The sequence below is a fragment of the Dorea ammoniilytica genome (assembly GCF_025567415.1).
Taxonomy (GTDB): Bacteria; Bacillota; Clostridia; order Lachnospirales; family Lachnospiraceae; genus Claveliimonas; species Claveliimonas ammoniilytica.
In genome coordinates, this window is sequence record NZ_JAOQJV010000007.1 from 17890 (window position 1) to 37470 (window position 19581).

Consider the following 19581-nt stretch of genomic DNA (forward strand, 5'->3'; position numbering starts at 1 on the left):
ATTACTTATCTAATTCATCCTCCAGCAGACTTACGGATACCAGTGTGGACACACCTTTTTCCTGCATGGTAATTCCATACAGACGGTCTGCCGCTGTCATCGTACCTCGTCTGTGGGTAATTACAATAAACTGTGTATGCTCTGTCAGCTTATGGAGATACCGGGCGTATCTGGTGACATTAGAATCATCCAGCGCAGCCTCAATCTCATCCAGCAGACAGAACGGTGATGGTTTCAGGTTCTGAATAGCAAATAACAACGAGATTGCCGTCAGTGCCTTTTCCCCACCGGAAAGCTGCATCATATTCTGCAGTTTCTTGCCCGGTGGCTGCGCAATGATACGGATACCCGCTTCCAGAATATCCTCATCCTCCATCAGTTCCAGCGTGCCCTTGCCGCCGCCAAAAAGTTCTTTAAATACAAGATCAAACTCCTTGGCAATCCGTGCAAACTGCTCGGTAAACTGTCTGCGCATCGCCTCATCCAATTCATCAATAATCTTCACCAGTGTTGCTTCTGCTTCCACCAGATCATCATGCTGACCTTTCAAAAAATCATATCGCTCGGACAGATTCTTGAAATCTTCAATAGCATTGACATTCACCGGTCCCAGTGCTTTGATCTCACTTTTCAGTGTCTGAATCTCTTTCTTCATCATCGCCAGATCTGTCAGATTCTCGTTGCGCAGTTCCAGAGCATGGCTATAAGTCAGCTCATACTCTTCCCACATATAATTGATCTGCTTGTCAGCAGCCTCTTCATAACTTTCCTTACGGCTTTCCAGACGGAAAATTTCTTTATCCAGATCTGACATACGTCCGGACAGATCCTCGCGTTTCTTTAGAAAAGACTTGTGACGTCTGTTCAGTTCTTCGCGTTCATGAACTGATTTCTCAATCTCTGCTTCAATCTCAGCGAAAAGATCTTTGGAATCTTCAATGGTGAGTCTGATATCCTGAATCTTTTTCTCTTTCTCACGTATCTCCTGTGATGCATGATCCTGATTATTCACCAGACGTTCCTGTTCTTCCTTAAATTTGACCAGTTCTTCTTCTATACGTGCAGTATTCTCTCTGATAAAGGCTAACTGCTGTTCCAGACCGGCAGTGGCAATATGAAGACTCTCTGTCTCCTTCTGTTTGCTGCTCTCCTGTTTGCGAAGTTCTTCTAGTGCTTTCTGCCCCTCAGAAGCCTTGCGGTTAATCTCCTGCTCCATCTGTTCAGAATCTTTTAACTCCTGTGCAATAGCTCCCTGATTATCTCCGATATCTGCAATCTGCTGATTCAGTTCCGCCGTCTCATCCTTTGCCTGCTTGGCTGCCTGCAATGCCGCCGAAATCCGTTTGGATGCCTGATCCACATTCATCTTAGCTGTATTCTGGACAACATAAGCTTCCTGCAATTCTTTCTGTACTTCATCCATAGCCGTATAACAGGCAGTTCTTCTGGCGCGGAGTGCTTCCGTCTCCAGTTCCAGCAGCTCCATGCCTTCTTTCCAGTGTGCTACACGTTTCTCAAGATCTTCAATCTCACGCCTGCGGCTTAGCAGATTACTGGAATTACGAAATGCTCCACCAGTCATAGATCCGCCCGGATTCAACAGATCTCCTTCCAGTGTGACCAGACGCAGGGACTGCTTATACTTTCTTGCAATCGCAATCCCACGGTCAATATTATCTACAACCACTGTTCTTCCAAGAAGGCTTGCTGCAAGCTCCCGGTACTTTGGATCTACCTTTACCAACGTATCTGCAAGTCCGATGACACCAGTTTCTTTTAATACCTCCGGACGGTTCAGACCGCTTCTTGCTGACACGCTGGTCAATGGCAGAAATGTCGCACGTCCATATTTATTCTTTTTCAGAAATCCGATCATTCGTTTAGCGGTGTCTTCATTATCTGTAACAATATTCTGGATACTACCGCCAAGGGCTGTCTCGATCGCCGCTTCGTAAGCCTTTTCTACCTTTACGATATCCGCTACGACACCAAGAAGACCCGGTTCTCTGTTGCGGCACTCCATAACCTTACGGATACTATTACCATATCCGTCATAGCGTTCTGTGATATTGCGCAGAGATTCCAGTCTGGATCTGTCCCTGTGATATGAAGTCTGTCTATTACGCAGTTCTTCGGATTTGCCCTGCATTTCCTTCTGGATCTCTGCGATCTCATCTTCATTCGCCTGATTGGATTCTGTCAGTTCAATGATCTTATCCGAAATCTCTTTCAGCTCCTGCTCATAAGACTGCAGATTCTCCTGTACAGAGCCTGCCTCGCTCTGAGAAGTCAGCAGTCTGCTCTGGATCTCTGCCTTACGCACCTGAATCTGCTCCAGCATCGTATCATAGCGCTGCCCCTTCGCCTGTGTAGAAGCACGGTTGTTGAGCAGCTCGATCATATCATTTTTCCAGGTTTCAATATCATCACCAAGCTTACCAATCTGGCTCTGTAATGCGGCAAGCTTTACTTTCGATTCCGTTTCCTTTTTCTGCTGCTCAGATAACTGTTCCTGCAGTCCTCTTTCCTCTTCCTGCAGATCCTGTTTCTGAGCCTGTCTGCTCTCTATCTCCTCGCGGATTGCATTAGAACGCTGAGCGAAATGTTCATCGCTCATCTGTGCACTGTTGATCTGCTCCTTTAACAAAGCGATCTGATTCTCCAGATTCTGTTTCAAAAGGCTTGTCTCATTCTTCTTGGACTTATAACTTTCAATGGACTCATCAATCTGTTCCATCTCTTCCTCAACAGCCTCGTATTCGGTCTTCATATTGTCATAGTCCGCAGTATCCTTCTCAAGTTCACCCTTAGCAGTCTGAATCTTATTCTCCATATCACGAATCTGCTCTTTCAGGCGTTCGCTTTCCAGAAGGAACATATTGATATCAAAGGTCTTCAAAGACTCCTTCTTTTTCAGATATTCTCTCGCTGTCTCTGACTGTTTTTTCAGAGGTTCCCACTGCTTCTCAAGCTCACTCAGAATATCATTGACCCGGACCAGATTCTGCCTCTCATCTTCCAGCTTCTTCAATGACATATTCTTACGGCGTTTGAACTTCACAATACCCGCTGCTTCATCAAAGAGTTCTCTTCGTTCTTCCGGCTTACCGCTTAAGATACGGTCGATCTGTCCCTGGCCGATGATCGAATATCCCTCTTTACCGATACCGGTATCATAAAAAAGCTCATTCACATCCTTCAAACGGCAGGAATGACCATTGATCAGATATTCGCTCTCACCGGAACGATACAACTTTCTCGCTACAGTCACTTCCTCGTAATCGACCGCGAGCTGATGATCAGAATTATCCAACGTAATTGCCACATAAGCGTAACTTAACGGCTTGCGGTTCTCTGTTCCGGAAAAGATAACGTCCTGCATGCTACCGCCTCGAAGCTGCTTAACTCTCTGTTCGCCAAGAACCCATCGCACGGCATCGGCAACATTACTCTTACCACTTCCATTCGGACCTACGATGCCTGTAATACCGTTATGAAAATCAAATACGATTTTATTTGCAAACGATTTGAAGCCCTGTACTTCAATGCTTTTTAAATACATACAACACCTACTCTTTATCCATTTCACGCAGCATCAGAATTGTCTTGTATGCCGCATCCTGCTCTGCCGCTTTCTTTGTACGGCCGCAACCGATTCCGTATTCTTTCTTGCCGATAAATACAGACACTTTGAAGGACTTATTGTGATCCGGTCCTTCCTCACCTAACAAATGATACGTCATACTTTCCGAATACTTTGCCTGTACAATCTCCTGCAGGATAGTCTTGCTATCATAAAAGAGCTTTTTATTCTCCATGTCGTTAAGCACAAATTTGTGGATGAACTCTTTTGCATTAGCAAAACCACCATCGAGGTACACTGCCCCGATCAATGCTTCCAATGCATCGGATGTTACAGAATCTCTCTTTCTTCCTCCGGTTGCATCCTCGCCCTTGCCAAGTAACAGATACTCTCCCAGATCGATCTGTTTCGCACAATACGCCAGGCTCTTTTCGCACACCATAGCTGCACGGAGCTTCGTTAATTGTCCCTCCGGCATCTCTGTATGCTCGTGAAATAAGAAATCGCTGGATACGATCTCTAATACAGCATCTCCTAAAAATTCCAGACGTTCATTACATTCATATTTTGGCAGATGTTTTTCATTTACATAGGAACTGTGTGTCATGGCATTCTTTAACAAATGAAACTCATCAAAATGATACCCAATACGTTCCTCCAATAATCCAAGTTTTTTTCTCATAATCTCACTCCAAACAGAAAAAGCCCGCAAATGGGCTTTTTCCGACTTTCCCTAATTTGTAGCATTCTTAATCTGTTCTACAGCATCGCCTACTGTAACAATCTTCTCTGCTTCATCATTATCGATCTCAATATCAAAAGCGTCTTCAATGCCCATGATAATCTGAAATACATCCAGCGAGTCCGCACCCAGATCGTTTTCAAAAGAAGAATCTTCTTTAATCTCCTTCTCATCAATGTTCATTACATCCGCAATAATTTCACGTAATTTTTCAAATTCCATAGTTCTTTTACTCCTTTCTTGTAATTAATCTATTCATCGGAACGGCTTTCCGTTTGAATACATTCCATAATCTTGTCATTGATTTTTTGTTCCTTAAATGTAATACACTGAATAATGGAATTACATACTTCCTTCGCCTTTGCACTTCCATGTGTCTTAACCACCAGACCACGAAGTCCCAGAAGCGGTGCTCCGCCGTATTCTGTCGCATCAAATGCCTTCAGCGTCTCCTTCAGTGCCGGCTTCACGAGCAGGGCACCGAGTTTACTTCTTGTCGATGTCATCATACCGTCCTTGATCTTACTTACAAGCACTGCCCCAAGTCCTTCGTAAAGCTTCAGGATAATATTACCGGCAAATGCTTCTGATACGATTACATCTGCATCCCCGTAAGGGATATTTCTTGCTTCGATACTTCCGGTAAAATTAATATCGGTCTGTTCCTTGAGAAGCGGGAATGTCTCTTTAACTAACGCATTGCCCTTTTCTTCTTCTGCACCGATATTCACAATCGCTACCTTAGGGTTCTCTACACCTACCACATGTTCCATATAAATCGAACCCATCTTGGCAAACTGCACCAGATGAGACGGTCTTGCATCTACATTGGCTCCGCAGTCAATCAGCAGGGATACACCCTTCGCGGTTGGGATCAACGGTGCAAGCGGCGGACGTTCAATACCTTTGATACGTCCTACCAGCGTCTGCCCTCCGACCAGTATCGCCCCGGAGCTTCCTGCTGATACAAATGCATCTGCTTCGCCCTTCTTTACCAGCTTCATTCCGACTACGATGGATGAATCTTTCTTCTTGCGGATTGCATTCACCGGGGGTTCTGCCGTCTCGATAACTTCGGTTGCACCAACCACCTGAATTCGTTCTTTATCATAAGAATACTTACCAAGCTCTTCCCGGACAATCTCTTCTATACCAACTAAGAGCACGGTAACATTCTGTTCTTTATTTACTGCATCCACAGCACCTTTTACCATTTCTACAGGAGCATTGTCTCCTCCCATGGCATCCAGGGCTACTCTCGTCATTTCTGCCACTTTTCTTACCTCCCTGTGCTAGGATTAATTCTACTAAACATCAGGTAAAAAATCAATCATTTTTACCAAGTGCAATCTGTTCCGGAGTGATTGGCAGTTCTCTGTGCCATACTCCCGTTGCACGATAAATGGCATGCGCAATAGCAGGTGCCGGTGTGTTGATTACAATCTCACCGATGGACTTGGCGCCGAACGGTCCGGTCGGTTCATAGCTGTGTTCAAATTCTACCTGCAGTTTTCCCATATCCAGTCTGGTCGGGAGCTTATACTGGGCGAAATTACACTCCATTGGTCTGCCGATCCGGTTATAGGTCACATTTTCCATTAAGGTATGACCGATTCCCTGTACCAGCCCGCCTTCGGTCTGGATTCTCGCAAGCGCAGGATTGATTGGGATACCACAGTCCACAACCGCCTTGTAATCCAGAATATCCACTTTGCCGGTCAGTTTGTCCAGCTCGATCTCAACCATGCCGACCATGTACGGCGGTGGTGATACCGGTGATGTATGCATGGCTGTAACTTCTGCACTTTCATCATTAAAGAGCTGCGATTTGGTTGCAATTTCTTCAACGCTGACTGACTGATCTGTTCCAAGCCGTTTGACCATATTTCCTTCAAACTGTACTTCTTCTTTCGAACAATTCATCAATCCAGCAGCGATCAGCTCCATCTTATCGATTAATTTCTCACAGGCTTTTACAACAGCACCGCCTGTAATATATGTTGTCGAAGAGGCATAAGAACCGGAATCATATGGGGATGCATCCGTATCTGCTCCAAATACTGCAATCTCATCTACAGAACAGTCCAGACACTCTGCCGCCATCTGCGCCAGTATCGTATCACAGCCTGTTCCCATATCCGCCGCACCGATCATCAGATTATAAGTTCCGTCATCACTGAGTCGGATTGTAGCTGAGCCCACATCCAGGTTCGAGATACAGGAACCCTGCATTGCCATTGCCACACCCGCTGTGCGGACTTTCCCATTCCCCATATTCCTAACCGGATACTTGTCTTCCCAGTTAAAAATCTGCCTGCAGCGATCCATACAGCGATCCAATGCACAGGCATTCGCCGTCTCTCCAAAATATGCCGGCATAAACATGCCTTCTTTTACCATGTTCTGGTCACGAAGTACGGTCGGATCCATATGCAGTTTTTCTGCCAGTTCATTCACCGCAGATTCCAGCGCAAAGATTCCCTGCGTTGCCCCATAACCCCGGTATGCACCCGCCGCCTGAAGATTCGTATATACAACATCATAATCGAAACGGTACGCTTCCAGTGAACCGGTATACATCGGGATTGATTTATGTCCGGACAATCCAACTGTCGTCGGTCCATGTTCTCCATAGGCACCAGAATTAGACAATGTATAAATATCAATCGCACGAATCTTACCATTCTTATCTGCGCCCAGACGAAGTTTGATCTCCATCTCGTGTCGCGGTGATCCTGCGATCTGTGATTCTTCTCTTGTATAGATAATCTCGGACGGACGCCCTGTCTTCCAGGTAACAAATGCAGGGTAGACATCACATACCGACGTCTGCTTCGCTCCAAAGCCACCACCAATACGAGGTTTCTCAACCCGGACTTTACTCTTGGAAATGCCCAGCGCCCGTGCGATAATTCGTCTGGTGTGGAACACGATCTGCGTAGATGAGATCATATGAAGTCTTCCATAGCGGTCGATTTCTGCATAACTTCGGAATGTCTCCATCATTGCCTGATTGAAGGCTTTCGTGTGATATACATGATCAACGACCACATCACAGTCTGCCATCACGGCATCCACATCACCTTTAGAATCTCTTTCTGTGGCAACCAGATTCCGCTTATGGTCTCCGCCCCATGGACCATACTGCACCCATTCTTCCTCCGGATGCACCAGAATCTCGCCGTCTTTTGCTGTATGATAATCAAGTACCGCTTCCAGTATCTGATATTTCACCTTAATTAATTTCATTGCTTTCAATGCAGCTTTCTCCGTCTCCGCTGCAATGATCGCTACCGCGTCTCCGCTGAATCTGACATGACGGTCAAGAATCAGTCTGTCATACGGTGATGCCTCTGGATAGGTCTGTCCCGCATTCGTAAACCTCTGATTCGGCACATCCTCCCAGGTATAAATATCTACAACCCCAGGCACTTTTTTTGCAATAGCAGTATTAATCTCTTCCACAATTGCATTGGGATGCGGACTTCTTAAGATCTTGACAACCAGCGGATGATTATTCACCAGATCATCTGTGTAGACTGGCTTACCAAGCAAAAGCTGCATGGAGTCCTTTTTACGGACAGACTTGTTAATCGACTTATATTCTCTGTGTTCCATCCTATTTTTCCTCCTTACGGCTGTTCAAGAAACTTCTGATTCCTCTGAGCTGTCCTTCATATCCGGAACAGCGGCACAGATTACCTGCCAGAAATGCGCGGATCTCATCATCCGTCGGATCCGGATTCTCACGCAGCAGCGCGATCGTATTCATCACGAATCCCGGATTACAGAATCCACACTGATCCGCACCCTGATCTGCAATAAATCCTACAAATTCTTCCGCTTCTTCCTGCAGCCCCTCCAGTGTGTCCACACGATGTCCGTCTGCTCTTGCCGCAAGTACGGAACAGGAAAGTACCGGAACTTCATCCATTAATACCGTACACAGGCCGCAGTTGGAAGATTCACATCCCCGCTTTACACTGTAGCAGCCATGTTCTCTCACAAAATCTAACAGTGCCATATCCGGCTCGATCTGATCCTGTACTTTCTTTCCATTCAATATAATCGTAATATCCATCATGCTTTCACACCTCCAAGTTCCACAACACCACGCCCGGTCAGTATTTTCACGAGATGCGTCCGGTATTCGGCACTCCCTCTCATGTTACTTCCTGTCGTCACCTGTTCTGCTACGTATTCTGCAAATGCTTCTGCTTTTTTTTCTGTCACTTCACCGTCCAACAGATGTCTGTCATCATGAATACATACTGCCTTACCAGGTCTTGCTCCGATTACTGCCTTACAAACTCCATCCATACGTGATACTCCACAGGTAAGAATCGGGAAATCTGTCTTCTGCGCACGCATTGCCTGATAACTGAATACTCCTGGTTTCTTTTTAACGATGACCCGTACCAGCAGATCTCTGTCATACTGCATCCTGGCAAATTGCTCCAGCGGAATCACACCGCCCTTATATAATTCTACATAGGTATCCAATGCCATAAATGCAGTCAGTACATCAGAGAACCCGAATCGTCCCCAGATACTTCCTCCTACAGTAGCAAGATTGCGGAATTGTACCCCGATAATATCTTTGACCGCTTTTGCAACAATGCCATCACAATAATTTTCAAAACTATCATGCTTCTGAAGCTGTCGCAGTGTTACCATTGCGCCGATGGAGAATTCCTCTTCATTTTCTTCTATCTTGTCAAGTCCCAGATCGCACAGATCAATAGCAACCGGCACATTTCCAGACTCCATTCGCGTCCAGAGCATACCTGCCAGGATTCGATTCTTCTTTTTCTGATTTAATGTATATGCTTCTTCAAGGCTTTGTGCCCGTACGTATTTCTGAATATTTATCACGGTGATTCCTCCTTATTTTTATCCAAGCATAATAACTTAATTTATTATAGCAACTGAAACTCTTATTGACCAGAAAAAAATCCCGGACAGTCAAAATTCCTGTCCGGGACACTTCTACTTCCTATCTATTTCCAATATTTATTTATCCTTCGGCAGCAGGATATTCAATACAATTGCCACAACCGCCGCCGGAACGATACCAGATCCGCCAAAGATCAACGAAATCATCTGTGGCGCATTTGCAAGAATCGCTGAGTTACTTCCGATACCATATCCCACACCAAGCGCAACGGATACAATACTTAAGTTTCTTCCAGTCAGTGGTTCTTTCGTAATCAACTGAATACCACTGATGACAATAGATGAGAACATCATAACTGCTGCGCCGCCAAGTACAGCCTGTGGCATAATAGACACAATCGCACCAAGCTTCGGAATCAATCCGCACAGAATCAGAAATACTGCTCCTGTAGATAATGCAAAGCGGTTCACAACCTTAGTCATAGATACCAGTCCTACATTCTGGCTGAACGAAGTATTCGGAAGTACACCGAACAATGCAGCAATTGTGGAGCCAAGTCCGTCACACATAACACCTCCGGACAGCTCTTCTTCTGTTGCCTCACGGTCCATACCACCCATGATTACACCGGAAATATCTCCGACAGTTTCTACTGCTGTTACAATAAACATGATCATAACCGGAGCGATAGCGCGCATGTCAAATACTGGCTTCACCGGCATCAGCTTTGGAATCTCAAACCAGTTGGCAGATGCTACTTTATCCCAGTTCAGTACCCATGCCTTAGTAAATTCGACGCCATCTGCTGTCACACCTGTCGTCGGAAGGACAAATCCCATGATAAATGCCGCTACATATCCCACGATGATACCGATCAGGATGGAAGAAGAACTGAGCAGCCCTTTTCCCGTATGTTTAAAGATCAGAATGACTACCAGTACCAGAATTGCCAGGAATAAGTTCTCAGCAGACCCAAAGTCATTCGCAGTACTACCGCCACCAAAAGAATTCACACCTACACCGATCAGACTCAGTCCGATAGAAAGTACAACTGTACCTGTTACAACAGATGGGAAAAATCTTCTTAATGGTTTCAGGAAAAATCCAAGAACAGTCTCAAACAGACCACCCAGAATCGACGCACCCATGATCGCGCCATAAGCGATCACACCGCCTCCCATGCTGGAAGCTACTGCATTAAACACACCGATGAATCCGGAAGATGTACCCATAATGATCGGTACTTTTCCGCCGATCGGTCCTATACTAAACAACTGAATCAGAGTAACGATACCTGCGATCAGCATCGCATTCTGAAGCAATGATACCTGTAAGTCTGCAAACTCACCGCCGGATAAGCCACAGGCGCCTGTAATGATCAGGAGCGGAGTCAGGTTGCCGACAAACATTGCCAGTACATGCTGCATTCCCAGAGGTATTGCTTCTTTCAGGGACATCTTGCCCTCAAACCGAAATGCCTCCGGAGCCAATTCGAATTTTTTACTCATATTACTCTTTCTCCTTCGTGTGATAAATCTTGAGTTATTATATCAAATTATAAAATTTTAGTAAATTTAGTAAAAGTTCTAAGTATTAATAAGATGCGCTTATTAATACTTAGAACTTCAAATCCTCTCTATAATCAATATCCTCTAACTCCCGTTCATTACCAGCTTCCACATAGACACATTTATGTCTTCGCAGAACTTTCCTTCCGCCCTCGTCTCCTCGCAGTTCCATCAACTCTGGAAGCAGTGTTGCCGAAAACATTACCGGATTACCCATACGGTTTTCACACTTTACTGACGCGCACTCTCCCGTATCACATCCTGCATTTATCAGCTTTTTTACTGTATCCGCAGTAAGCCCTGGCTGATCTGCCACTACAAACATTACAAAATCCTCAGGTCGCACATCTTCCAATGCCAGGATACCTGCTTTAATGGTATAGGAGGCTCCATTTTTACTGTCCGGATTATATACAACATGAATATTTTCTTTCCACAGACTGTCATAAATTGCCCATTCCTGCACAACTACAGTAAGTGTTGTATCCGGATAGTTTTTCTGTACTTCTATTAATGTCTCCAGTCCATAACGATACAACGCCTTTCCACTTATAGTATATAAAAGCTTATTCCCCTGAAAACGTCTGCTGTTGCCTGCAGCCATATAGATCATGTGTACTTTCCTATGCTTCATCGGGATTCCTCCCAAAAAATAAGGAACTGTTTTCTTCCATAAGCTTACCGCAGATCACTTCCAGTACACTTCCGGCAATACATCTGGCCTTATCAGAGATCGTAAAGCAATTCTCCAGTTCTTCTTTACGTGGATCGATGTCTGCGATCTTAAATCCCTTTGATACATGATAACCGGTGCGGATCAATCCACGCAGGATACCATTCAGGGTAGCCTTAACCGGAACTCTTTCACCTGTCATTGACAAATCTTCATAAATCTCGGCTATAATCTGCCCCTTTTCAACTTGGTCACCAATCTTACTGATATTCTTCATATATCCTGCACCGGATGCATGGATCACCCGTTCTTTATCATAGCCGCCGACCTTTCCCGGAATCCCAGTATTAGCAATCGCTGCCCCTTTCGTAATCACACGTCCGAGATTGTGTCCGCGCATAGATTCAATGACTACATCTACATCTGCACCTGCAATAAATCCAGGTCCCACCCCAATCGTAAGCGGAGCCATATCTTTATATGTTCCCAGATTCTTCTTAGCAATAATCGCATCTACAACTGCAACCGGCTTCAATTCTTTAATCCATTCTCCCTTCGGATCTATAAGAACCGGAACTTCTCTTTTCTGCCACGCAGTGAGAATATCCTCCATATTCTTCACGCGAACAGCCTTCATGCCATCCACAGACGTCTCACCATCATAGACTGCTTCGCTGAAACACACCTGTCTACGAATGGAACTTGGCCGCTCCGATTCCAGACACACTACCTGGAGTCCTGCCTTCACCAGACGATGAATGATCCCTGTTGCGAGATCTCCTCCGCCTCTGCACACGACAATTCTATTGTAATCCATACTTTTCCCCTGCTTCTTCATATCCGATATAATGTAATTCTCCATTTACTTTCTCTGTAAATAATATCTGCATTTCTATAGAATTCTCTTCTGTCAGAAGTTTCTTCATGTATCCATCTCGGATTATCACATTCAACATTTCAAATGTCAAGACATCCTCTTCCCGCCATCCAAATCTTTTTATCAGTTCTTCATAACGAAATACTGTCTTTTTTATTGGCTCTCCTAGTGTCCACAGTCCCATTACAAGAATAATCTTTGTAGAGTATGGATATATCACCGGCTCATGAGCTCCGGGATATTTTACCGGCAGATGTTTCGAACCATCTGCTTCTATCAGTGTAACATCTGCATGATTCATCGCACGTCTCAGCACATCTTCCGAGAGACTGGTAATCTTATCCGAGTTCTCCTCGTCCAGCTTCCCAGCCATACAGCTTCCCTGTTGTTCCATTTTTGCGATAATCTGCTCTGCATTACAGGATATATCCGTCTCCGGCTCCCGGAACATGTGGGTTGTTGTACAGATCAGTACTTTATTATTCTGTTTTCTGTATTCATCAGCCAATCGGTGAATCAGCGTCGTCTTGCCTCCGGCACCGATGATGGATATTATTTCCTTATGCATAATCTTATTCCTATATACTATGATGCCAGGGTCAAAAGGTCTAAATCCACATCCGCAGGCATCATAGTTGGGGCTTTTGACCCCAACATCATATTATATAAAAAGGAGTCAAGCATAATGCTCAACTCCTTAACTTCTCTGCAAATTAATCCATTGCAATGATTTCTTTTTTGTTGTAAGAGCCACAGTTCTTGCAAACTCTGTGAGGCATCATTAACTCGCCGCACTTGCTGCACTTAACAAGATTCGGTGCGCTCATTTTCCAGTTTGCTCTTCTCTTATCTCTTCTTGCCTTTGAAGATTTATTCTTTGGACAAATTGACATAGGTTACACCTCCTTAAAATTCTTAAATACGTCGCGGATAACTGACATTCTCGGATCAAGGCTTGTATCCTCGCAATTGCAAGTGCCTCGATTAAGATTTTGACCACATACATTGCAGATGCCTTTACAGTCATCGCTGCACAGAATCTTTGTCGGCCACCCTGTCAATAACTCATTGTAGACCAATTGTTCCACATCTAAGCTGTATCCGTCAATATAGTTATTCTCGTCTAATTCTTCTGACTGATCTTCTGCCTCAGTGTCGGTCGTAATCTTATGCTCAAATTCAAGCTCAACCTTTACTTCCACATCATCCAGACATCTGTCACACGGAGCAACTGCGGTAATCTCGCCTTTGCCTCGTATCCACAGCTTACGCTCACCTGCATACTCTACAGATAACTCAAGCGGTGTCGTGTCTGTAATGTTATACGTCCCCATCTCCGACTTAAATGAAGTCATCTCAATCGGAACGTACTCTCTGATTGCTTTATGTTGTTCAGACAGAACGTCGGATAGGTTTAATATCATAGTATCTTCTCCTATTCACACACTAGACTATTATATCATGCAAATAAATTTTGTCAACAGAAAATTTTATACTAATTTAACTGTTTCGCGGGCAATTGCAAGCTCTTCGTTGGTCGGAAGTACAATAACCTTAACTTTTGAATCATCAGAAGAAATTATTGCAGTATCACCTGATACATTCTCATTTTTCTTTTTATCAAGTTCAACACCAAGATATCCAAGTGATTTACAAACATTCTCTCTGATCGGTACAGAATTCTCACCAACGCCTGCTGTAAATACGATCGCGTCAACACCGTTCATTGCAGCTGCGTAAGCACCGATATATTTAACAATACGATATACATATGCTTCAAGTGCAAGCTTAGCTCTTTCATTCTCCTCACCAGCAGCTTTAACTACATCACGCAAATCCGAAGATACTCCACTCAATCCGAGCAGTCCTGACTTCTTATTCAGAATATTCAGCATTTCATCTACGCTGATGTGCTCATGGTTGCAGATAAACTGAAGAACAGCCGGATCTACATCTCCGCTTCGTGTTCCCATGATCAAGCCTTCCAAAGGTGTCAGTCCCATACTTGTATCTACACATTTACCACCGATGGATGCTGAAATACTTGCTCCATTACCAATATGGCATACAATAACCTTAGCATCGTCCTTGCCAAGCAGTTTAACAGTCTCACCAGACACAAACATATGACTTGTTCCGTGGAAACCATATCTTCTGATGCTGTATTTCTCATAATACTCATATGGGATTGCATACATAGCAGCTTTCTGTGGCATATTCATACCAAATGCTGTATCGAATACTGCTACGTTCGGCTTGCCAGGCATAGCCTTCTCACAAGCCTCAATACCGATCAGGTTAGCCGGGTTATGGAGTGGTCCAAGGTCGAAGCAGTCACGTACGACTTTCTTCACATCCTCTGTAACCAGTGTAGCATCACTATATACAGTACCTGCATGCAGTACACGATGTCCGATTGCTGTGATCTCATCTGCGCTCTCGATCACACCATGCTCCGGATCCTGCAGTGCATCGATTACCAGTTTGACAGCTACGCTGTGATCCGGCATTGGCTGCTCTGTCACAAATTTGTCTTTTCCTGCAGGCTTGTGGGTCAGGACAGAACCTTCTGCTCCGATTCTCTCACAGATACCTTTCGCAAGAACGCTTTCGTTCTCCATATCGATCAGCTGATATTTTAAAGATGAACTTCCACAGTTGATAACTAATACTTTCATTCTACTTTTTCTCCTCTTATCCTTACACTTTCTTACTGATTCTGGCACTGTACTGCTGTGATAGCAATTACACCTTCGATATCCTCAGCACTGCATCCTCTTGAAAGGTCATTAACCGGTGCTGCGATTCCCTGTGTCATCGGTCCGTATGCTTCTGCCTTAGCAAGTCTCTGAACCAGCTTATATCCGATATTACCTGCATCCAGGTCTGGGAATACAAGTACATTAGCCTTACCAGCTACCGGGCTTCCTGGTGCCTTTGAAGCTCCTACAGATGGAACGATTGCTGCATCAAGCTGCAGTTCTCCATCAACCATAACACCTTCCGGTGCATTTGCCTGAGCGATCTTAACAGCCTCTACTACTTTATCTACATCAGCATGCTTAGCACTTCCCTTTGACGAATGCGAAAGCAGTGCTACTCTCGGCTCGTCACCAACCAGAAGCTTGAATGACTCTGCTGCTGAAAGAGCGATTGCTGCAAGCTTCTCAGAATCCGGATTCTGCTCCAGTCCACAGTCAGAGAATACAAATGTTCCGTTCTCTCCCATATCGCAATCCGGCACTACCATTACGAAGAAAGAAGATACTAACTTTGTATCTGGCTTTGTCTTCAGGATCTGCAGACATGGTCTCAGTGTATCTGCTGTAGAGTGGCATGCTCCGGATACCATACCGTCTGCATCGCCCATTTTAACCATCATAACGCCATAATATGTATAGCTGCTGAGAAGAAGTTCTCTTGCTTTTTCCTCAGTCATACCTTTCTTCTCACGAAGTTCTACCAGCTTAGCAATGTATGCCTCTGTCTTATCGCTTGTTGCCGGATCTACGATAGTTGCTCCGGAAATATCGAATGAACCTTTATTCTTAGCGATCTCTTCTTCGCTTCCGATCAGGATCAGCTTAGCAGTTCCCTCTTTCAGAACTTTCTCTGCTGCTTCATAGGTTCTTGCGTCTTCTGTTTCCGGAAGAACGATTGTCTGTACATTTGCTTTTGCTTTTGCTTTGATTTCATCAATAAATCCCATGATTTAAAGACTCCTTTCCATTTTTCTCATATAGTTCCATTATAACGCAAAGAGACCTTGTCCACAAGGTCTCTTTCCAAGTTATATTAATAACAATTGTACTTAATTTAATCCAAACACATAGCTGACAATAGCAAAATATACACTGATTGTACTGATATCAACCAGGGTAGAGATCAGTGGCGTCGCCATGATCGCAGGATCAAGTCCTACTTTTTTTGCTACCAGCGGCAGCGTACATCCAACCACTTTTGCGATGATAACCGTACATGCCATGGTAAGTCCGATGGTAAGTGCCATCAGCGCATCCCCCTGTCCCATGATCATGATACGGATGCCATTGACCGTAGCAAGTATCAGACTGATGCATACCGCCACCCGCACTTCTTTCCAAATTACTTTAAACAGATCCCGAAATTCGATCTCTCCCACTGCCAGACCACGTATCACCAGCGTCGAACTCTGAGAACCACAGTTACCACCTGTACCGGTTAACATCGGCACAAAACCTGCGATCTGAGGCATCATAGCAAGGGCAGCTTCATAACTGTTCATGATCATTTGCGTCACTGTTGCAGAAAGCATCAGAAACAACAGCCATGGGATACGACTCTTCACATGCTCAAAAATTGTCATCCCAAAATATGAATCATCATCCGGATTAATACCGGCCATCCTGCTGATATCTTCCGTTTCCTCATCCTGCAATACCAGCATGGCATCATCTACCGTAACAATACCAACCATACACATCTCGTGATCCACGATCGGCAATGCGATCAATCCGTACTTAGTGATCGTTCTTGCCACATCCTCCTGATCATCTGTTGTTCTTGCATACAGCATATTCGTGTCCATGATTTCCTCGATCAGTCTGGCTTCTCCGGTAGTCAGAAGATCCTTGATATCCACCACGCCGATCAACTTTCTCTTTTCTGTTACATAACAGGTATAGATCGTCTCGCGGTTCAGTCCCACCTGACGGATTTTTAGGATCGCATCTTCTACCGTCATATCCTGTGATAGTGCAATATAGTCTACGTTCATGATACTTCCTGCACTGTCTTCCGGATACTGCAAAAGCTGATTAATCTGCTTCCGCTTTTCTTCATCCGTAGCCATGAGGAGTCGGTCAACCACATTGGCAGGCATCTCTTCCAGCACATCTACTGTATCGTCCAGATACATCTCTTCCATAACTTCCTCAAGCTCCGAATCTGTCAGAGCATTGATCAGTATCTCTCTCTGGTCACTGTCCATATAGGAAAATGTCTCAGCCGCCTCTTCCTTCTCCAGCAGGCGAAAAATCAGCACCAGCCACTTTTCATCTACTTCCCGCAAAATCTCAGCAAGGTCTACGGGATACATATTGTTCTTTAATTCTTCCTTTAATTCTTTGAACTGATGCTCATTGATCATTTCTTCAATTCGTTCGATCGTCAGTTCTTCTCTCTCTTCTGGAATGTCATGATCAAATTCACTGGTCGCGACAGCATGTCCCCAGTCTTCCGCATTTAACTGCTCCGGATCGTGTCTCTCTCCCATGTTCCCACTCCTTTACGGTTACTCTTTTTTATCATGTTCTGAAATTTTCCAACGATTACCGATATTTGCACTTTTATACTCATTATAGTATAATCAATTTTAAACGATTATACAAGAGGAGAATCTTATGAAAACCGTCGGATTAATCACAGAATACAATCCATTTCACAACGGACATGCCTATCATATCGAAAAAGCAAAAATGCTGACCGGTGCCGACCGTGTGATTGTCGTTATGAGCGGCGACTTCGTACAACGTGGTGCTCCTGCCGTCATGCCCAAACACCTTCGCGCCGAAAGTGCGCTTCTATCCGGTGCCTCTCTCATCCTAGAACTTCCGGTATGTTTTGCTACCGGGAGTGCTGAATATTTTGCACAGGGTTCCATCTCTCTGCTTAACCGGTTGGGATGCATAGATTCCATCTGTTTCGGCAGCGAATGCGGTGACCTCCATCTGTTAAAAGAAATCGCGCAGATTCTTGCTGACGAACCTATAGAGTATCAAACTGCTTTAAGACAGGCTTTAAAAGACGGCGCATCCTTCCCGGCGGCAAGACAGAAGGCACTTAATATTTATTCTGATAAATATTCTGAGATTCTCGCCTTGCCAAACAATATCCTGGGTATCGAATATTTAAAAGCATTGGCAAAACTTCACAGCAAAATGGAACCATTTACCATAAAACGGATTGGTGCCGGTTATCATGATATGGATATCGACGGGCAGTTCAGCTCTGCCACTGCCATCCGTTCTGATATTTACCAGCTTGCTGATGTGAATTCTTCATCCGAAAGCCTTCCCCTGACTCATATTCAAACACAAGTACCTTCTTCCTGTCATGAATTGATGAAGAAAAACTATCAGACACGTTATCCGGTAAAGGCTGATGATTTTTCATTACTTTTAAAGGCAAAACTATTATCCGAAACGGCGGGCAGTCTCAGTCATTATCTGGACATGAGTCCGGAACTTGCCAACCGTATCCTGCGGCTCCGTAATGATTATCTCAGCTTCGAGCAGTTTTGTGACCTGTTAAAAACAAAAGAGCTGACCCGAAGCCGGATCAGCCGTTCTTTCATACATGTATTACTCGGAATCACAAATGACTGGTTAACCGCCATGAAAGCACCAGCCCCTTATGCGAGAATTCTGGGATTCCGTAGGGATCACGCAGATCTCTTGGGAATCTTAAAGCGGACTTCTGACATTCCACTGATCACAAGTCCTGCAAGAGCTGTGCTTGCAGATACAGCATACCAGATGCTGGAACTTGATATCTACGCATCCGATCTGTATGAGTCTGTGATCACTGATCTGTATGGAACACCCTTTCATAATGAATTGACCAAACAGATCATAAAAATCTGAGATTAATAATAAATCCTGTCTTCTGCCAGAATAACCGGCACTCCGTCTCTTACATCAAGGATTGTCACACCACAGTTATGACTGCATCCATCTCCCCAGAAATTTTCTTTGGGGAGTTTTTTTATATTTGCGATCATAGATGCAAGTGCTCCACCATGTGTAGACACCAGAATTGTATGGTTCTGATATTCCTTTTTATGACAAATTTCCTGAAGAAACTCTCCTGTTCTCTCTTCCAGATGTTCTAATGTCTCTCCGTCATCCGGAGCCTCATATCTGCCAGGCTCTGTGAAAAAGCACTGAAAATCTCTCGGCATCTCCTCATCCCAGGTATCCGGATTCCAGCAACGTCCCTCGTATCTGCCAAAAGATATTTCTATCAGACGTTCGTCAGTAATGATCGGTATATCTCTTCCTTCCAGGATAATCTCTGCTGTCTCTCTGGCTCTGGACAGCGGACTGCACAGACACAGATCAAACGGCACCTCTGCAAGTCCCTCTCTCGTCTTTCTCGCCAGTTCTCTTCCGTATTCATTCAACGGAATATCGATCTGTCCCTGATTGCGTTTCATTTTATTATAATCGGTCTCTCCATGACGGATCAGATAAAGCTTCATC

Annotated in this window: 18 protein-coding genes; 1 reads left to right on the forward strand and 17 read right to left on the reverse strand. The window is 44.6% G+C overall.

Annotated elements, in window-relative coordinates; translation table 11 throughout:
* Position 1 precedes the first annotated feature (1 nt).
* From smc to mgtE, 16 genes are all read right to left on the reverse strand, one after another.
* Positions 2-3562: a chromosome segregation protein SMC gene (gene smc, locus OCV65_RS07050; RefSeq protein ID WP_262581473.1), complete on the reverse strand. Its 3561-nt coding sequence runs from the start codon at positions 3560-3562 to the stop codon at positions 2-4.
* Positions 3563-3569: 7 nt separating this feature from the next.
* Positions 3570-4265, reverse strand: coding sequence for a ribonuclease III (gene rnc / locus OCV65_RS07055; protein WP_118383499.1), 696 nt, complete (start codon positions 4263-4265; stop codon positions 3570-3572).
* A 51-nt stretch (positions 4266-4316) separates the two neighbouring features.
* Positions 4317-4547, reverse strand: a complete 231-nt coding sequence (gene acpP, locus OCV65_RS07060) for an acyl carrier protein (RefSeq protein WP_118383498.1) — start codon at positions 4545-4547, stop codon at positions 4317-4319.
* Positions 4548-4576: 29 nt separating this feature from the next.
* Positions 4577-5599 (reverse strand): phosphate acyltransferase PlsX, encoded by a 1023-nt coding sequence (gene plsX / locus OCV65_RS07065; protein ID WP_118383497.1) that lies wholly within the window; start codon positions 5597-5599, stop codon positions 4577-4579.
* 52 nt (positions 5600-5651) lie between these two features.
* Complete coding sequence (locus OCV65_RS07070; protein WP_262581474.1) at positions 5652-7943, reverse strand: xanthine dehydrogenase family protein molybdopterin-binding subunit; 2292 nt, start codon at positions 7941-7943, stop codon at positions 5652-5654.
* 1 nt (position 7944) lies between these two features.
* Positions 7945-8406 (reverse strand): (2Fe-2S)-binding protein, encoded by a 462-nt coding sequence (locus tag OCV65_RS07075; protein WP_262581534.1) that lies wholly within the window; start codon positions 8404-8406, stop codon positions 7945-7947.
* Complete coding sequence (locus OCV65_RS07080; RefSeq protein ID WP_262581475.1) at positions 8406-9200, reverse strand: FAD binding domain-containing protein; 795 nt, start codon at positions 9198-9200, stop codon at positions 8406-8408. Before OCV65_RS07080 ends, OCV65_RS07075 begins: the two co-directional genes overlap by 1 nt.
* 138 nt (positions 9201-9338) lie before the next feature.
* Positions 9339-10730, reverse strand: a complete 1392-nt coding sequence (locus OCV65_RS07085; protein WP_262581476.1) for a uracil-xanthine permease family protein — start codon at positions 10728-10730, stop codon at positions 9339-9341.
* 109 nt (positions 10731-10839) lie between these two features.
* Entirely contained in the window at positions 10840-11424 is a 585-nt protein-coding gene (locus tag OCV65_RS07090; RefSeq protein WP_262581477.1) for a nucleotidyltransferase family protein, read from the reverse strand.
* The gene (gene yqeB / locus OCV65_RS07095) at positions 11414-12280 is read right to left on the reverse strand and encodes a selenium-dependent molybdenum cofactor biosynthesis protein YqeB (protein WP_262581478.1); all 867 of its coding nucleotides are present in this window, start codon (positions 12278-12280) and stop codon (positions 11414-11416) included. Before yqeB ends, OCV65_RS07090 begins: the two co-directional genes overlap by 11 nt.
* Complete coding sequence (gene yqeC, locus OCV65_RS07100) at positions 12267-12908, reverse strand: selenium cofactor biosynthesis protein YqeC (protein ID WP_262581479.1); 642 nt, start codon at positions 12906-12908, stop codon at positions 12267-12269. Before yqeC ends, yqeB begins: the two co-directional genes overlap by 14 nt.
* 145 nt (positions 12909-13053) lie before the next feature.
* Positions 13054-13233: a 50S ribosomal protein L32 gene (gene rpmF / locus OCV65_RS07105; protein ID WP_118383490.1), complete on the reverse strand. Its 180-nt coding sequence runs from the start codon at positions 13231-13233 to the stop codon at positions 13054-13056.
* A 3-nt stretch (positions 13234-13236) separates the two neighbouring features.
* Positions 13237-13764, reverse strand: a complete 528-nt coding sequence (locus tag OCV65_RS07110; protein WP_262581480.1) for a YceD family protein — start codon at positions 13762-13764, stop codon at positions 13237-13239.
* A gap of 66 nt (positions 13765-13830) precedes the next feature.
* A complete protein-coding gene (locus OCV65_RS07115) occupies positions 13831-15018 on the reverse strand; it encodes an acetate/propionate family kinase (RefSeq protein ID WP_118383488.1) in 1188 nt (395 codons plus the stop codon).
* Positions 15019-15050: 32 nt separating this feature from the next.
* Complete coding sequence (pta, locus tag OCV65_RS07120) at positions 15051-16049, reverse strand: phosphate acetyltransferase (RefSeq protein ID WP_262581481.1); 999 nt, start codon at positions 16047-16049, stop codon at positions 15051-15053.
* A 102-nt stretch (positions 16050-16151) separates the two neighbouring features.
* Positions 16152-17492, reverse strand: coding sequence for a magnesium transporter (gene mgtE, locus OCV65_RS07125; protein ID WP_262581535.1), 1341 nt, complete (start codon positions 17490-17492; stop codon positions 16152-16154).
* Between the two features lie 229 nt (positions 17493-17721).
* Here mgtE and OCV65_RS07130 point away from each other — a divergent pair, with 229 nt between their 5' ends.
* A complete protein-coding gene (locus OCV65_RS07130) occupies positions 17722-18963 on the forward strand; it encodes a nucleotidyltransferase (RefSeq protein WP_262581482.1) in 1242 nt (413 codons plus the stop codon).
* A gap of 2 nt (positions 18964-18965) precedes the next feature.
* Here the strand turns inward: OCV65_RS07130 and OCV65_RS07135 are convergent, their stop codons facing one another.
* Entirely contained in the window at positions 18966-19580 is a 615-nt protein-coding gene (locus OCV65_RS07135) for a histidine phosphatase family protein (protein WP_262581483.1), read from the reverse strand.
* Position 19581 lies beyond the last annotated feature (1 nt).

Bases quoted from the DNA above. Each gene is read 5' to 3' on its own strand.
- yqeC (WP_262581479.1), bottom strand. From the start codon at position 12,908: ATGCATAAGGAAATAATATCCATCATCGGTGCCGGAGGCAAGACGACG.
- acpP (WP_118383498.1), bottom strand. From the start codon at position 4,547: ATGGAATTTGAAAAATTACGTGAAATTATTGCGGATGTAATGAACATT.
- OCV65_RS07110 (WP_262581480.1), bottom strand. From the start codon at position 13,764: ATGATATTAAACCTATCCGACGTTCTGTCTGAACAACATAAAGCAATC.
- OCV65_RS07135 (WP_262581483.1), bottom strand. From the start codon at position 19,580: ATGAAGCTTTATCTGATCCGTCATGGAGAGACCGATTATAATAAAATG.
- yqeB (WP_262581478.1), bottom strand. From the start codon at position 12,280: ATGGATTACAATAGAATTGTCGTGTGCAGAGGCGGAGGAGATCTCGCA.
- pta (WP_262581481.1), bottom strand. From the start codon at position 16,049: ATGGGATTTATTGATGAAATCAAAGCAAAAGCAAAAGCAAATGTACAG.
- OCV65_RS07090 (WP_262581477.1), bottom strand. From the start codon at position 11,424: ATGAAGCATAGGAAAGTACACATGATCTATATGGCTGCAGGCAACAGC.
- smc (WP_262581473.1), bottom strand. From the start codon at position 3,562: ATGTATTTAAAAAGCATTGAAGTACAGGGCTTCAAATCGTTTGCAAAT.
- OCV65_RS07130 (WP_262581482.1), top strand. From the start codon at position 17,722: ATGAAAACCGTCGGATTAATCACAGAATACAATCCATTTCACAACGGA.
- OCV65_RS07070 (WP_262581474.1), bottom strand. From the start codon at position 7,943: ATGGAACACAGAGAATATAAGTCGATTAACAAGTCTGTCCGTAAAAAG.
- rnc (WP_118383499.1), bottom strand. From the start codon at position 4,265: ATGAGAAAAAAACTTGGATTATTGGAGGAACGTATTGGGTATCATTTT.
- rpmF (WP_118383490.1), bottom strand. From the start codon at position 13,233: ATGTCAATTTGTCCAAAGAATAAATCTTCAAAGGCAAGAAGAGATAAG.
- OCV65_RS07075 (WP_262581534.1), bottom strand. From the start codon at position 8,406: ATGGATATTACGATTATATTGAATGGAAAGAAAGTACAGGATCAGATC.
- OCV65_RS07085 (WP_262581476.1), bottom strand. From the start codon at position 10,730: ATGAGTAAAAAATTCGAATTGGCTCCGGAGGCATTTCGGTTTGAGGGC.
- OCV65_RS07115 (WP_118383488.1), bottom strand. From the start codon at position 15,018: ATGAAAGTATTAGTTATCAACTGTGGAAGTTCATCTTTAAAATATCAG.